Source organism: Polaromonas sp. SP1 (assembly GCF_003711205.1).
Classification (GTDB): Bacteria; Pseudomonadota; Gammaproteobacteria; order Burkholderiales; family Burkholderiaceae_C; genus Polaromonas.
On the sequence record NZ_CP031013.1, the window covers coordinates 1,857,553 to 1,870,567 of the forward strand.

Here is a 13,015-nt window from a genome sequence, read left to right on the forward strand (position 1 = left end):
CAGAATTGGCCTCTAGCCCAGGCAGCGCATGGGCAAGTAGCTATCAAATTAGTAGCAACCGGCTTGCCGGCCTGAGGCCTGAGGCCTCAGGCCTGCGGCAACACCATGTCGGTGGTGGCCGGGCACACCCAGCGCGGGTGTTCGCGTGAGGTGTCTATGCAGCCGCCCGACTGGTACACGCCCTTGGGCTCGCGCATGCGCAGCATCAGCTCCAGGATCTGCGCGGTCTCCTGCGGGTTGGCCAACGACGCCTTGACGCCGGCTTCGACGATGCTCTCGTTGATGCGCAGCTCACCGGCCGCGTCGGTGTAGGTGGCGTGCCGCCAGTGAAAGAGCTCCAGGCATTTGGCCGTCAGCGTGTAAGGCTGCTCGCGCTTCCAGAAGTTGGTGAACAGGCCGCCGCCCAGGTAGAACACCCAGGAGCCCTCGTAGCCCGACACGTCGGAAGAATGTTCGTCGGGGTTGCGAAACCACAGCCGGTCGCCGGGCACGTAATAGCGCGGCGGCAGGGGCGCCTGCATGGAGCCGTATTCGCGCAAAAACACATCGTGGAACTTGCCCGACATGATGGCGCTCTTTTCCCAGCGCTGTTGCAACGCGGCCAGCAGCGCCGGGTTGCAGGCCTCCAGCTCCTGCGCGATGGCCAGCAGGATCACGTACTCGGTCGCGCGGTAGCAGGAAAACGAATAGAGCTTGCCCGAGGCCTCGGGCTGCGTGGCTTTTTGCAGCGCGGCAATCAGCGCATGGCCGGGGCGCACCGTGAAGCCGTCGTCTTCGGAATAGGCCCAGCAGTCTTCGGGGCGGTTGACTTCGGTGGTGTGGAATTCAAGCGCGGTCTTGCGCGCGGCCACCACGATGTTGCGGCGTATGCGCACCGCCGAGGCCAGCTCCGCATGGCTCGGGAATTCAAACGCCACGGGGCTCAGCAGCATGGCCAGCAGGATTTCCTGCTCCAGGTCGTCCATGCGTGTGGTGTCCAGCTGCAGCCGCTCGGCCAGGCCCAGGGTGTCCAGGCCGGGCGCCCATTGCGCCGCCAGGGCGTTGGGCAGGTAAAAGCGCCTTGCCGCCGCCGATCCTGCCGGCGGCACCATCTCCGCCGTTTCCACGGCGTCCTGCAGGCCGAGCTGCTCCAGCCGCACCAGGAAGCTGTAGGTGGCCGCCGCCAGCGCATCGGCGCTGCCGGCATAAAGAACAATGCCCACAGGGTGCGGGCTGGCGGCAGAAGAGGTGGGTGCTGCAGTCATGCTGCCAAAGAGTATCTTTGCTTGCGGCCTGCCCGGCAATGGTGGAAATACCACGGAGCCGGTGCAAGATTCGCGTCAGGCGTAGGTAATCCAGCTCGCGTGCTCGGGCGCATCCAGGTGCGGCAACGTGTTGTAGGTCACCAGCATGTGGCGCTTGGGTGTGAACGCGAACTCCGTGACCGAGCAGTTGCGGATGCGCAGGTTGAGCTCAATGGTGGTCTCGGGGCTGGTGCCCAGCACATGGCCGACAGCCGTTGAGATAGGCCCGCCGCTGGAAACCAGCAGCACATTGCCGGTGTGGGTGCTGCGCACGTGGTCCAGCACATCGGTCACACCCGCGACGAATTCGTTGTAGCTGGGCATGCCCTTGGGGCTGACCACCCCGGCCATCCACTGCGCCAGGCCGTCGCGCAGCAGGCGGAAGTGGCCGCGGTATTCCTCGGGTGTGGTGGGCTTTTCAAGCTTGTGCGGGTGGATGGCGCCGATGACGGCGTGGCTGTCGTATTCGTTGAGCCCGGGGCGTTGTGTGGCCTGCATTTCAGCGCCCATGCCTTCGCAAATCCCCGCAAAGGTATTGATCTGCCGCTGCAGCGTGCCGGTTAAGGCCGCGTCGAAGGTGATGCCCTTGTACTTGAAGTACTCACCCAGCCGCACGCTTTGCTGGCGCCCCATGGGGCTGAGCACGTCGTAATCGTCTTCGCCAAATGAGGCCTGGCCGTGGCGCACGAGGTAGAGGGTTCCCATGGGCAAATTGTGGCTACATGGGGACGGGCACCCAGTCTCGCGTGTGACCGGCTCAGGCCCCAGCTAGCACTTTGGCGACAGTGGCGGTGTCTACGTTGCCCCCGCACAGCGTCGTGCCTACGACTTGCCCCTTGAGCTGGTTGCGCTCCTGCATGGCGGCCGCAAAGCTGGCCGCGCCCGCGCCTTCGGCCACGTTGTGCGTGTCGGCATAGAGGTCACGCATGGCCTGGGCCACCTCATCGTCGGTGACCTTCACGATGCGATCCAGATGGGGCAGCAGGATGGCCAGTGCCGCAGGGTCGGCGACGCGGCAGGCCATGCCGTCGGCCAGTTGTGTGGTGACTGGCGCCTCTACCACGCGCCCCGCCGCCAGTGAGTCGGCATAGGTGGTGGCGTGCGCGCTCACCACGCCCACGATGCGCAGCGTGCGGCCCAGCGCCAGCTTGGCGGCGATCGCCGAGCACGCGCCCGAGCCCTGGCCGATGGGCACATAGACAACGTCGAGTTTCGGCACGGCCAGCATGAACTCCCACCAGTAGGTCGCCACACCGCGCAGCAGACCGGCATCAAAGCTGGGCACCATGTGGGCGCCACGTTCCGCGGCCAGCGCCATCGCAAACTCACGGCTGGCCTGGAAGTCGTCGCCGTGTTCGACCAGGGTGACGCCCAGTGCGCGCATGGCGGCGTTTTTCTCGACCGAGTTGCCGTGCGGAACCACGATGGTGCAAGGCACGCCGTGCGCACGCGCGGCCCAGCCAATGCTCTGGCCGTGGTTGCCACGTGTGGCGCTGATGACTTCTTTCGGCATCTCGCCGCGCTGCTTCAGGCCGTCAAAGTAGGTGAGGCCGCCACGCAGCTTGAACGCGCCCACCGGCGTGTGGTTCTCATGCTTGATCCAGCAGTCGGTGCCCAGCCGCTGGCTGGAGAGGCCCCAGCGGTATTGCGGCGTGGCCTGGAACTCGCGGTAGACGACGCGCGCCGCGTCTTCAATCTCTTGCAGCGAAGGCAGCATGGGGTCCGCCAGCATCGGGGCGCGGTCGAGGACGGCGCTCATTGGGTCGCCCTCTTTTCAGCCAGCAGGCGCAGCGCCAGCAGACCCAGCACCGTGCCCATCACGTAGCGCTGCACGCGCATCCAGCTGATGTTGCGGTTCAGGAAACCGGCAATCGCCGCGGCAAAGCAGATCAGCACCGTGTTCACCGTGGTGCTGACGCTGATCTGCACGGCGCCCAAGGTGAGGCTTTGCAGCAGCAGGTCGCCGCGCTCGGGGTGCAAAAACTGCGGAAAAAACGAGAGGTAAAACATCGCGACCTTGGGGTTGAGCAAGTTGGTCATAAAGCCCATGAGGAAGAGCGTGCGCGGCGGGTCGTTGGGCAGTTCGCGTGTTTCAAACGGCGCCAGGCCGCCGGGCTTGACGGCCTGCCAGGCCATCCACAGCAAATAGGCCGCGCCCGCCACCTTGATCGCATCAAAAGCCAGCGGCACGGCCAGCAACAGCGCCGTCAAGCCGAAAGACGCGGCCAGCAGGTGCACGACAAAGCCCAAGGCCACGCCACTGAGGGAAATCAACCCGGCGCGAGGCCCCTGGCACAGCGTGCGCGAGATGCAATAAATCATGTTAGGCCCGGGCGTGAGCACCAGCACCAGGGCGGCGAGGGCAAACCAGGCGAGTTCGGTAGCAGTAAACATATAGGACCTAGGCTCCTTGTGATTCCAGCGTGACGAGGCCACGCGGCGTCTGCAGCGTGGCGATGAGATTGGGCGGGCCTTGCGACAGACCCACACCCGAAAGACCGATGGCTTCATAACCGCCGCGCAGCGCATCGGGCCGCGGGTGGCTGGCGTGCAGCGACTGCAGCGTGACGCCCGACGGCGCCATGCCATCGGCCGGGTGCACATCGCCCCACTGGATCAGCGTGGGCAGCGCGCCGTAAAACAGCCGCTGGCCGTCTTCGCGCACGGTGATCTTCCAGCTCAGCAGGCCTTGCGGCGTCATGCGCGAGGCCTCGAGCACTTCACCGCGGTCCAGCCCCAAACGGGAGAGTGCCCTCACGGCCGCGCCCACGCGGGGGGTCGACGCCACAAAGTGTGCGAGCTGCGGGCCGGTCTTGCCCAGGCGCAGCTGCAGCTCCTGATCATCAAGGTCAAACCAGCGCCTGGCCGGTGCTGTGCGTGGACTTTTTGCTCCTGAATTGATAGCAATGATCTCGAAATAAGCACGCGCAAAGGCCGGTGACGCCACGGTGAACAAGCGGTTGTGCGTGCCCATCAGCCCGTGTTCGCCGCCCGGTCCGGGTGTGATGCCGAGCACGCGTTCGCACCACTGCACGCCCTGGTCCAGGCTGGCGGCGACGACCACGAGGTGGTCGACCTGCGAGGCCAGCGGCGGAGATGCGGTGGTCGTTTCCATGATGCGTCTTTAAACCGTCACGCTGCCGTCGATGCAAGTGACCGATTCGCCGCCCACCCAGACCTGCCCTGCCGCATCGCGCTCGATGTGCACCTGGCCGGCGCGGCCCAGGCAGACGCCTTGTGAGGCGGTGTAGCGCTCGGGCGCGTGGCCTTCGGCGATCAGCCACTGGGCCAGGCTCGCGTTCAGGCTGCCGGTCACCGGGTCTTCGTCGATGCCGATGGGGGAAGCGAAGGCGCGCACTTCGAAATCAGGTGCGACGGCAGGCGTGGAGGCTGTGAAGGCTTTGGCCTCGCGGTTGGCGCGTGCAATCAGCGGCGCGGTTTCCTCATGCGGGTAGCGCGCCACTACGCCGATCTTGGTGCCCAGCTTGGCCAACGCCTTGTGGTCCGGTTTCATTTGCAGCACGGTCTCGGGGCTGTCGAGCAGCAGGCCCATCCACATCGGGCCGTTGTCCAGGCACTGGGCGGCCAGGATGCTGGTGGCTTTCAGGCCCAGCGCGCCGGCCACCTGCGCCAGCAAGGAGGGGCTGGGTGCAGAGCGCTTGAGCGCCGGCGCGGCAAACGCCAGGCGCGGGGTGCCTGTCTCACGGCGGATTTTCACCAGGCCCACCTTGCATTCCTGCACGATGAAGTCTTTGCTGTGCGGCTGCCCTCCGGCTTCGAGCCAGCTGTGGCAGCTGCCCAGCGTGGGGTGGCCGGCAAAAGGCAGCTCGCCGCCGGGTGTGAAGATGCGCACGCTGTAATCGGCCGACACATCGGTGGGCGGCAGCAGGAAAGTGGTCTCCGAAAGATTGGTCCATTTGGCAAAGCGCTGCATGGCGTCGTCGTCCAGGCCGGCGCCGTCCATCACCACGGCCAGGGGGTTGCCGAAGTAAGGGATGGGGGTGAACACGTCGACTTGCTTGAATGCGCGCTGCTTCATGGGGGCTTTCAGGTTTCCGGTTGAGTTTGAAGATACGGGTTGAACGATTTATGACAGGGGCAAATCCAGCACGCCGCGCGTAGCGGGCCGCGCCAGGATGTTTTGGTACCAGCGGTCCAGGTGCGTGCGCGTGGCACGCGGCTGCGGCAGGCCAAACCAGCGGTGCATCTCGCAGGCCAGCGGGATGTCGGCCATGCCGAAGCGCTCGCCGCCGATATAGGCGTTATGGGCCAGGTGCCCGTCCAGCAGGTCCAGCAGCGCCTCGGTGGCGGCTACCGACTGCGCGATCAACGCCGGGTTGCGCTGCTCTGCCGGCGTGCGGATCCACTGGATAAAAGCGGCGCGCCCGGCCGGGTTGAAGGTGGTCTGCTGCCAGTCCATCCATTGTTCGGCGGCAAAACGCTCCGGCAAACCCACAGGGTAAAAATCACCGGGTGAATGTTTGGCGCAGAGGTAGCGCACGATGACGTTGGACTCCCAGACGCGTACTTCGCCATCTTCCATCAATGGCACCAGTCCGTTCGGGTTCTTGCGCCTGTAGTCCGCCTCTTGCACGATGCCGAATTGGCCGCCCGCATCGGTGCGCTGCATCGTCAGGCCCAGCTCCTGCGTGGCCCACACCACCTTGCGGACATTGATGGAGCTCAGGCGCCCCCAGAGATGCAGCATGGTCAGATTCCTTTGGAGGGACGGTCCAGCAACAACAGCCGCAGCGCGAGCCCGGCCATGACAAGCGCCAGAAAGCCGCGCTGGAATTTCGCGGCGCCGGGCCTCGCCTGCAGGCGGCGGCCGATCTGCCCGCTGAAAGCGCCCAGCACGGTGTTGAACACCAGCGCCATCAACGACAGGATGACACCGAGCATCAGCAACTGCAGCGTGACATGGCCGCGCGCCGGGTTCACGAACTGCGGCAGGAACACCATGAAGAACAGCAGCGCCTTGGGATTGACCAGGTTGTTCAGCAAGGCCATGCGAACGATGCGCGCAAAGCCTGCGGGCTGCGCTTCGGCGGCATGGCGTGCGCCGCCCGGCCGCAAGGCCTGCCACGCGAGCCACAACAGATACACGGCACCGGCATAACGCAGCACATCAAACGAGGGCGGCCAGGCCGCGACCAGCGCGGTCACGCCGGTGGCGGCGCAGAGTGTGTGGACCAGGTCCGCCGCCGAGATGCCGACGGCCGCCGCAAAACCGCCGCGCGTTCCGTGCGCCAGGCCATGCGACAAGACAAAGGCCATGTTGGGGCCGGGCGACAAGAAAAGCGCCAGCACCGCCAACACGAACAGCGACAGCGTGCCCGTGTCTATCATGCGGCCGCACGCAGTTCAGGAACGCCGGTGGGCAGCTGCTCACGGATGGCCGCGGCCAGCGCGGCGATGCCGATGTTGATCTGCTCAGCGCTGGACGTGACAAAGGACAGGCGCAAGGTACGTGCATCGGCATGGTCGGCATAGAAAGCCCAGCCGGGCACAAAAGCCACATTGCGCTCCACCGCCTTGGGCAGCAGGTCGATGGCGTTCATGCCTTCAGGCAGCCGCACCCACAAAAACATGCCGCCGGCCGGCGTGTTCCAGCTCACGCCTTCGGGCATGTCGCGTTTCATCGCGGCCAGCATGGCGTCGCGCTGCGATTTGTAGAGCGCGCGGATGGTGGGCACGTGGCGCTCCAGGAAGTTGTCCTTCATGGTCTCGACCACCATGCGCTGGTTAAAGCCCGGCGTGTGCAGGTCGGCCGCCTGCTTGGCCTGCAGCAGCTTGGGGTACAGCGACTTGGGCGCGACCAGGAAACCCAGGCGCAGGCCGGGCGCGAGGATTTTGGAGAACGAGCCCATGTAGACACAGCCTTCGGGGTTGCGCGCAGTCAGCGGCAACGGCGGTGGGGTGTCAAACCACAGGTCGCCATAAGGGTTGTCCTCCACGATGGGCAGACCCAGGCGCGCGGCCTCGGCGCTCAGCGCGGCGCGGCGCGCTTCGCTCATGGTGCGGCCGGTGGGGTTCTGGAAGTTGGGCAGCACATAAAAGAAACGCGCGCCGGCGGCCTTGCTGGCCAGGTCGGCGATGTCCACACCTTCGTCGTCGCTGGCCACGCCCACGACTTCAGGCTCCATCGGCGTGAAGGCCTGCAGCGCGCCCAGGTAGGTCGGCGTTTCCACCAGCACGCGGCTGCCTTCGTCGATCAGGATTTTGGCGATCAGGTCCAGGCCCTGCTGGGAGCCGGTGGTGATCAAGACCTGCGCCGGATCCACCTCCCAGGGCAGCATGGCGGCGACCATCTCGCGCAGCGGCGCATAGCCTTCGCTGGCCGCGTACTGCAGCGCGGCGTGGCCGTCTTCGCGCAGCACCTTGTCGCAGGCTTCGCGAAAGGCGGCGACCGGAAAGGTCTTGGGTGAGGGCAGGCCGCCGGCAAAACTGATGATGCCGGGCTTCTCGGTGACCTTGAGGATCTCGCGGATCACCGAAGGGTTCATCTTGTGGGCGCGCTGCGCCTGGGTCCATTCCATCTTGCTCATCTCACTCTCCTCCTTGGGGGCCGTAAAACACAACCCATGTCACAAAATCCTTGCTGAAATTTTCGAAGCGATGCTCCACGCCGGCACCCACAAAAAACGCATCGCCGGCGCCGGCCTTATAACGCTGGCCGTTAATGATGATCTCACCATCACCGCGATGTACAAAATACAGCTCGTCCTGGCTGTGCGGCTGCTGGCGGTCGCGCCCGTCCTGGTTGCTGCCCGGTGCAAACACTTCCACGCTCATGCTGCCATTGGCTATGACCTGCATAAACGGAACTCCCTCCGGATAGGCGCCTGCCGGCGCGCCGGGCAGGCGGTCGATGGCGTGCTGGATACTGGCTTTCATATCAGTCAACGACAAATAAGGTTGCGCCTTGGGGCGAAGTGGAGCGGTGCGCTTCGGCCTGGTCGGCCACCTGATAGCTCATGCCGGGCTCCAGCGTGAAGCGGCGGCCGTCTTCCAGCTCGGTGTGCAACTGCCCCTGCAGGCACAGCAGGATATGGCCTTTTTTGCACCAGTGGTCTGACACATAACCCGGCGTGTACTCGACCATGCGCACACGCACGTCGCCAAATGTCTGGGTGCGCCAGAAGGCCTTGCCTTCCAGCGCCGAATGCTCGGTGCGGGCCACAGCCGACCAGTCGGTGGTGCCGAAGGGGATGTTGGCGATGTTCATGCGGGCACCCCCTGGCTGCGGTCGCGCTGGTTGGGCGTGATGTGCGCGATGGTGCCGTCGCCATAAGAGCGCAGCACCTGTGCGATGACGATGTGAAAGCCCTTGTACCACTCGGTGTACTGGCGTTTGGCCTCCAGGTGCTTCGGGTGCGCGGAGAAGGTGCGCAGCGCCTCCAGGTTGTCCCAGAAGTAGGTCGCGTTGTTGCGCACACCGTCGGGAGAGCGCCAGGTCTCCGCGCCCAGGTAGCCGGGCGTGGCGAGGGCGGCCTCTTCGATCAGTGCGTCGAGCGCGTGAAAGCGCTCGTCGTAAGTACCGGGCTCAAAAATAAAGGCGGCGGAGTACATCAGGTCTTCCCGGGTTGCAGCAATGGATCGGGTGTGGCGCTGGAGGGGTGAACCGGCATTTTCTTGCCGATGAACACCGTGGCGATGACTGCCAGTCCAAAGCCGACGGTCACAGCGTCCAGGCTTTCACCCAGCAGCGGCACGGCAAACAGCATGGACAAAAAGGGTTGCACCAATTGCACCTGGCTCACGCGCACCGTGCCGCCCAGTGCCAGGCCGCGGTACCAGGCAAAAAAGCCCAGCCACATCGAGAACACCGCCACGTAGCCAAAGCCCCACCAGGCGGAGGCCTTGATCGCACCGGCCGGCCAGCTGAAGGCGGCCAGCGGCAGCGTCAGCGGCAGGGAGATCAACAGCGCCCAGCAGATCACGTGCTCGGCCTGCATGTGCTGCGAGAGTTTGGCGCCGTAGCCGTAGCCTACGGCAGCGCACAGCACGGCGGCCAGCAGCAGCAGGTCGGCGGCGCTGATGGAGAGGCCTGACCCGGTGTTGCCCGATCGCAGGATGGCAAACGCCACCACCAGCGCGCTGCCCGCGGCGGCGCACAGCCAGAAGCCGATGGATGGGCGCTGGCGGTGCAGCAGCGCGCCGACGGCCGCGGTGGCCAGCGGCAAGGCGCCGATGATCACGGCGGCATGCATGGCCTCCACGTAACGCATGGCGATCGAGGTGAAGAGCGGAAAGCCGAACACCACGCCGCCCGCGGTGATGGCCAGCGGCCACCAGTCTTCACGCCGCGGCAGGGGCGCACGCGTGGCCAGCAAAAACACCGCCGACAGACCCGCGGCCACCACAGCCCGGCCCAGCGCGATGAAAATGCCCGACATCTGCGGCGCATCGGCCGTGCCCACGGCCAGGCGCGTCATCGGCAGCGTGACCGAGAAGATCACGATGCCCAGCAGGCCCAGCCACAGCCCTCTGGTGATTTGTGCGGTGTTGGGGTTCATATAAAGAGCATCCAGACGGCTGTGACCACCAGCACCCCGGCCATCACGTAGTTAAAGCAGCGCAGCCGCAGGCCGCTGCCGGCCGGGCCGGTGAGCCAGTCGCGCAGCAGCGAGCCGGCCAGCGCGTAGACCATGTTGCTCACAAAGGCGTACGCCAGCATCACGGGCAGCACGATGGCCAGGCGCATGGCGGGGCCTTCGCGCCCGGCGATCCAGCCGCTGACGATGGCCAGCGCGAGCATCCAGGCCTTGATGTTGACGAACTGCAGCGCCGCACCCTGCCAGAAGGTGACGTTCAGCCGGTCTGCATCGGCCTGGCTGAGCTGGCGTGACTGCGACACCTTGAAGGCCAGCCACAGCAGGTAGGCCACGCCGATGATCTTGACGGCCCAGCTGAGCAGCGGCACCGCCACCACCAGCGCACCCAGGCCCAGCGCGCACACCAGCAGCAGCGCGCCCCAGCCCACCGGCACGGCGCAGACAAACGGCAGCGCACGTCTGAACCCATGGTTGGCGCCGAGCGCGGTCGACAGCGTCGTGTTGGGTCCCGGCGAGAAGCTCATCGCCGTGGCCAGCACCAGTAAAGCCGTAAATTCTTGCCAATTCATGCTGCCCACTTTATAGTTGAAAGCAGTACACCACCAGTACAGTTATAGGCACAAATCCTAAAACTGTATTGTTCAAATTGTCAGCACACATGCCCGCCGCGCCCGTACACCAGGCCTGAAGAAGGACACCGCCATGTTGATGAAAGCCGCCTCCCAATCGCTGACCGAGCAGCTCTCGGCGCGCTTTGCCGAACGCATCCGCAGCCGCCTGCTGGCCCCCGGTGCGCGCCTGCCTTCGGTGCGGCTGTGTGCCGAGCAGCAGGGCGTGAGTGTGTCGACCGTGGTGGCTGCTTATGACCAGCTGCTGGCGCAAGGCCTGGTGGTGGCGCACAAGAACCGCGGTTTTTTTGTGCGCGACGCCTCGCTCAACGCCACCTCCACCCATGCCAACAGGCTGCAGGCGGTGGTCAGCAAAAAGGGCGCGCCCGCCGGGGCCGATGCCGTGGTGGACCTGGCGCCGCTGGGCGCCTGGAGCACCGCCGGCTGGATGGCCACACGCCAGGCGCCGGTGGACGCCACTGCGCTGATACGCGGCATGTTCCACAAAGTCAGCAACAAGCCGCAGCCCGGCATGGGCGTGTTTCCCTCCGACTGGCTGGAGACCAGCTTCATGCCGACCGCCGTGCGCAAGGTCACCAGCGTCAACGCGCTGCGGGACTTTTCGCTGCAGTACGGCGAGCCCATGGGCGACGGCGGCCTGCGCCGCTCGCTGTCGCAGAAGTTAAGCTCGCTCAATGTGCACGCCGTGCCGGAGCAGATCATCACCACGGTCGGCGCCACGCACGCACTCGACATCGTCAGCCGCACCCTGCTGCGCGCCGGCGACTGCGTGATGGTGGAGGAACCGGGCTGGGCGGTGGAGTTTGCCCGGCTCGACGCCTTGGGCATGCGCATCCTGCCGGTGCCGCGCCGCGCCGACGGGCCCGACCTGGAGGTGATGGCGAAATATTGCGAGATCCACCAGCCCAAGCTCTTTGTCAGCGTGAGCGTGTTCCACAACCCGACCGGTTATTGCCTCACGCCCGGCAGCGCCCACCGCGTGCTGCAACTGGCGATGCAGCACAACTTCCATATTGTCGAAGACGACACCTACAGCCACCTGGCGCCCGAGCACGCCACCCGGCTGTGCTCACTCGACGGCCTGCAGCGCACGATTTACGTCAGCGGTTTCGCCAAGATCCTGGCGCCCGGCTGGCGCGTGGGCTTTATGGCCGCGCCGCCCGACCTGGTGGAGCGGCTGCTCGACACCAAGCTGCTGGCCACGCTGACCACACCGGCCCTGCTTGAAAAAGCCCTGGCCTGGTGCATAGACCAGGGCCAGCTGCGCCGCCACGCCGAGCGCATACGCACCCGGCTGGACGCGGCGCGCGCCCGCAGCGTCAAGCTGGCGATTGCCCACGGCTGTACGTTTGCGGCCGAACCCGCCGGCCTCTTTGGCTGGGTCGATACCGGCGTGGACACCGACGCGCTGGCGCAACGCATGCTGGACGAGGGCTACCTGATTGCGCCGGGGGCGCTGTTCCATGCGGTGCGTGCGCCCAGCACGCTGATGCGGATCAATTTCACGACCACGCAGGAGGCCGCCTTCTGGAAGGTGTTCGCGCGCCTGCGTGATGCGGTGAAGTAGGCGCCGCCTTTCCCTCTCTGCCACGGCTTCGTGCGTTCCGCGCGTTTGTTGCGCAAAGCGGTGGCAGGCAAACCCCTTTAAATCCATCGCTGCTGAAGCAGGCCAATTTTATCCGGGTAAAAACCGATGAAGTTGAACGCGAGCCTGGGTGCTTGTTTTGTTACTTTTTCACAAAAAGATACCTGGCACTAATTCACGTTTGCCTCATGTTGGCGTCACAAAAGGTAACGGACTGCTCGAGTCGGATAGAGAAATCCGCGAATACTGGGAAATTTCTCACAAATTCCAGGCTTTTGTACTCACAACCTACGTTTCTGTGAAGAAATCGAGCCTAAGAAAACATCTGAGTAACATAAAGTTACGTACTACCGCATGTATATCCGTACATGTAGCCCCGCGATCTGCGGCAGGTTTTACCGGCGTTTCTCGCCGAAATGTAACTGAAAAAAAGGACGTGACCCATGAAACCAATTCTGAATTTGTGCATGTTTGCCGCAGGGCTGGCCTTGGGCCAGGCTGTCTGGGCCCAGGCTTCGCCTGTGAGCTCGCAGTTGCTCGCCCAGCGTGTGGAGATGGTGGCCGGCAAGCCGGTTCTCAAGCCTGCCGGCGACGGCAAGCCCGGCGAGACCCTGCAATACACCGCCACCTATCGCAATACAGGCACTGCTGCCGCGGCCAAGCTGCTGGCGACAGTGCCGGTGCCGCCCGGCACCACTTTCATCGCCGCCAGCGCCGAGCCTGCCCAGGCCCAGGCCTCAACCGACGGCACCACCTTTGCCCCAATGCCGCTGACCCGCATGGTCAAGCAGGCTGACGGCAGCACCCGCAAAGAACCCGTGCCGCTGGCCGACTACCGCGCCTTGCGCTGGGAAATCGGCACCCTGCCCGCGGGCGCCACCACGGTGGTCAGCCTGCGCACGCGCATCGATGCACCGGTGGTGGCATCCGCTGCCAAACCGTAACGGCAGCCGGGCCCGC

General features: G+C 65.3%; 16 protein-coding genes. 2 read left to right on the top strand and 14 right to left on the bottom strand.

Annotated features, from left to right (window positions below):
- Positions 1–86: 86 nt before the first annotated feature.
- The 14 genes from DT070_RS08865 to DT070_RS08930 form a co-directional block, all read right to left on the bottom strand.
- On the bottom strand, positions 87–1,244 hold the full coding sequence (locus tag DT070_RS08865) for a hypothetical protein (RefSeq protein WP_122955056.1): 1,158 nt from the start codon (positions 1,242–1,244) through the stop codon (positions 87–89).
- Positions 1,245–1,319: 75 nt separating this feature from the next.
- On the bottom strand, positions 1,320–1,988 hold the full coding sequence (locus DT070_RS08870; RefSeq protein ID WP_122955057.1) for a histidine phosphatase family protein: 669 nt from the start codon (positions 1,986–1,988) through the stop codon (positions 1,320–1,322).
- A gap of 52 nt (positions 1,989–2,040) precedes the next feature.
- Positions 2,041–3,042: a threonine dehydratase gene (locus tag DT070_RS08875; protein ID WP_122955058.1), complete on the bottom strand. Its 1,002-nt coding sequence runs from the start codon at positions 3,040–3,042 to the stop codon at positions 2,041–2,043.
- Entirely contained in the window at positions 3,039–3,677 is a 639-nt protein-coding gene (locus tag DT070_RS08880; protein ID WP_122955059.1) for a LysE family translocator, read from the bottom strand. The genes DT070_RS08875 and DT070_RS08880 overlap by 4 nt, the downstream gene beginning before the upstream one ends.
- A 7-nt stretch (positions 3,678–3,684) precedes the next feature.
- Positions 3,685–4,398 carry a VOC family protein gene (locus tag DT070_RS08885; protein WP_194965941.1) on the bottom strand — a complete coding sequence of 238 codons (714 nt, stop codon included), beginning with the start codon at positions 4,396–4,398 and terminating at the stop codon, positions 3,685–3,687.
- Positions 4,399–4,407: 9 nt separating this feature from the next.
- The gene (locus tag DT070_RS08890) at positions 4,408–5,322 is read right to left on the bottom strand and encodes a PhzF family phenazine biosynthesis protein (RefSeq protein ID WP_122955060.1); all 915 of its coding nucleotides are present in this window, start codon (positions 5,320–5,322) and stop codon (positions 4,408–4,410) included.
- Between the two features lie 48 nt (positions 5,323–5,370).
- A complete protein-coding gene (locus DT070_RS08895; RefSeq protein WP_122955061.1) occupies positions 5,371–5,991 on the bottom strand; it encodes a glutathione S-transferase family protein in 621 nt (206 codons plus the stop codon).
- 2 nt (positions 5,992–5,993) lie between these two features.
- Complete coding sequence (locus DT070_RS08900) at positions 5,994–6,632, bottom strand: LysE family translocator (protein WP_122955062.1); 639 nt, start codon at positions 6,630–6,632, stop codon at positions 5,994–5,996.
- A complete protein-coding gene (locus DT070_RS08905; RefSeq protein ID WP_122957334.1) occupies positions 6,629–7,822 on the bottom strand; it encodes a PLP-dependent aminotransferase family protein in 1,194 nt (397 codons plus the stop codon). The genes DT070_RS08900 and DT070_RS08905 overlap by 4 nt, the downstream gene beginning before the upstream one ends.
- A gap of 10 nt (positions 7,823–7,832) precedes the next feature.
- Positions 7,833–8,180, bottom strand: a complete 348-nt coding sequence (locus DT070_RS08910) for a cupin domain-containing protein (RefSeq protein ID WP_122955063.1) — start codon at positions 8,178–8,180, stop codon at positions 7,833–7,835.
- A gap of 1 nt (position 8,181) precedes the next feature.
- Entirely contained in the window at positions 8,182–8,511 is a 330-nt protein-coding gene (locus DT070_RS08915; protein WP_122955064.1) for a DHCW motif cupin fold protein, read from the bottom strand.
- Complete coding sequence (locus tag DT070_RS08920; protein WP_122955065.1) at positions 8,508–8,855, bottom strand: antibiotic biosynthesis monooxygenase; 348 nt, start codon at positions 8,853–8,855, stop codon at positions 8,508–8,510. The genes DT070_RS08915 and DT070_RS08920 overlap by 4 nt, the downstream gene beginning before the upstream one ends.
- Positions 8,855–9,802: a DMT family transporter gene (locus DT070_RS08925; protein ID WP_122955066.1), complete on the bottom strand. Its 948-nt coding sequence runs from the start codon at positions 9,800–9,802 to the stop codon at positions 8,855–8,857. The genes DT070_RS08920 and DT070_RS08925 overlap by 1 nt, the downstream gene beginning before the upstream one ends.
- The gene (locus DT070_RS08930; RefSeq protein ID WP_122955067.1) at positions 9,799–10,410 is read right to left on the bottom strand and encodes a LysE family translocator; all 612 of its coding nucleotides are present in this window, start codon (positions 10,408–10,410) and stop codon (positions 9,799–9,801) included. Before DT070_RS08930 ends, DT070_RS08925 begins: the two co-directional genes overlap by 4 nt.
- A gap of 133 nt (positions 10,411–10,543) precedes the next feature.
- Between DT070_RS08930 and DT070_RS08935 the strand changes: the two genes are divergently transcribed.
- Together DT070_RS08935 and DT070_RS08940 are read left to right on the top strand one after the other, a co-directional pair.
- On the top strand, positions 10,544–12,037 hold the full coding sequence (locus DT070_RS08935; RefSeq protein ID WP_122955068.1) for a PLP-dependent aminotransferase family protein: 1,494 nt from the start codon (positions 10,544–10,546) through the stop codon (positions 12,035–12,037).
- Positions 12,038–12,498: 461 nt separating this feature from the next.
- A complete protein-coding gene (locus DT070_RS08940) occupies positions 12,499–12,999 on the top strand; it encodes a DUF11 domain-containing protein (RefSeq protein WP_122955069.1) in 501 nt (166 codons plus the stop codon).
- Positions 13,000–13,015 lie beyond the last annotated feature (16 nt).

Excerpts from the sequence above, each read along its gene's own strand:
- DT070_RS08865 (WP_122955056.1), bottom strand. The coding sequence starts at position 1,244 with ATGACTGCAGCACCCACCTCTTCTGCCGCCAGCCCGCACCCTGTGGGC.
- DT070_RS08885 (WP_194965941.1), bottom strand. The coding sequence starts at position 4,398 with ATGGAAACGACCACCGCATCTCCGCCGCTGGCCTCGCAGGTCGACCAC.
- DT070_RS08935 (WP_122955068.1), top strand. The coding sequence starts at position 10,544 with ATGTTGATGAAAGCCGCCTCCCAATCGCTGACCGAGCAGCTCTCGGCG.
- DT070_RS08910 (WP_122955063.1), bottom strand. The coding sequence starts at position 8,180 with ATGAAAGCCAGTATCCAGCACGCCATCGACCGCCTGCCCGGCGCGCCG.
- DT070_RS08895 (WP_122955061.1), bottom strand. The coding sequence starts at position 5,991 with ATGCTGCATCTCTGGGGGCGCCTGAGCTCCATCAATGTCCGCAAGGTG.
- DT070_RS08890 (WP_122955060.1), bottom strand. The coding sequence starts at position 5,322 with ATGAAGCAGCGCGCATTCAAGCAAGTCGACGTGTTCACCCCCATCCCT.
- DT070_RS08900 (WP_122955062.1), bottom strand. The coding sequence starts at position 6,632 with ATGATAGACACGGGCACGCTGTCGCTGTTCGTGTTGGCGGTGCTGGCG.
- DT070_RS08940 (WP_122955069.1), top strand. The coding sequence starts at position 12,499 with ATGAAACCAATTCTGAATTTGTGCATGTTTGCCGCAGGGCTGGCCTTG.
- DT070_RS08915 (WP_122955064.1), bottom strand. The coding sequence starts at position 8,511 with ATGAACATCGCCAACATCCCCTTCGGCACCACCGACTGGTCGGCTGTG.
- DT070_RS08930 (WP_122955067.1), bottom strand. The coding sequence starts at position 10,410 with ATGAATTGGCAAGAATTTACGGCTTTACTGGTGCTGGCCACGGCGATG.
- DT070_RS08920 (WP_122955065.1), bottom strand. The coding sequence starts at position 8,855 with ATGTACTCCGCCGCCTTTATTTTTGAGCCCGGTACTTACGACGAGCGC.
- DT070_RS08905 (WP_122957334.1), bottom strand. The coding sequence starts at position 7,822 with ATGGAATGGACCCAGGCGCAGCGCGCCCACAAGATGAACCCTTCGGTG.
- DT070_RS08880 (WP_122955059.1), bottom strand. The coding sequence starts at position 3,677 with ATGTTTACTGCTACCGAACTCGCCTGGTTTGCCCTCGCCGCCCTGGTG.
- DT070_RS08870 (WP_122955057.1), bottom strand. The coding sequence starts at position 1,988 with ATGGGAACCCTCTACCTCGTGCGCCACGGCCAGGCCTCATTTGGCGAA.
- DT070_RS08925 (WP_122955066.1), bottom strand. The coding sequence starts at position 9,802 with ATGAACCCCAACACCGCACAAATCACCAGAGGGCTGTGGCTGGGCCTG.
- DT070_RS08875 (WP_122955058.1), bottom strand. The coding sequence starts at position 3,042 with ATGAGCGCCGTCCTCGACCGCGCCCCGATGCTGGCGGACCCCATGCTG.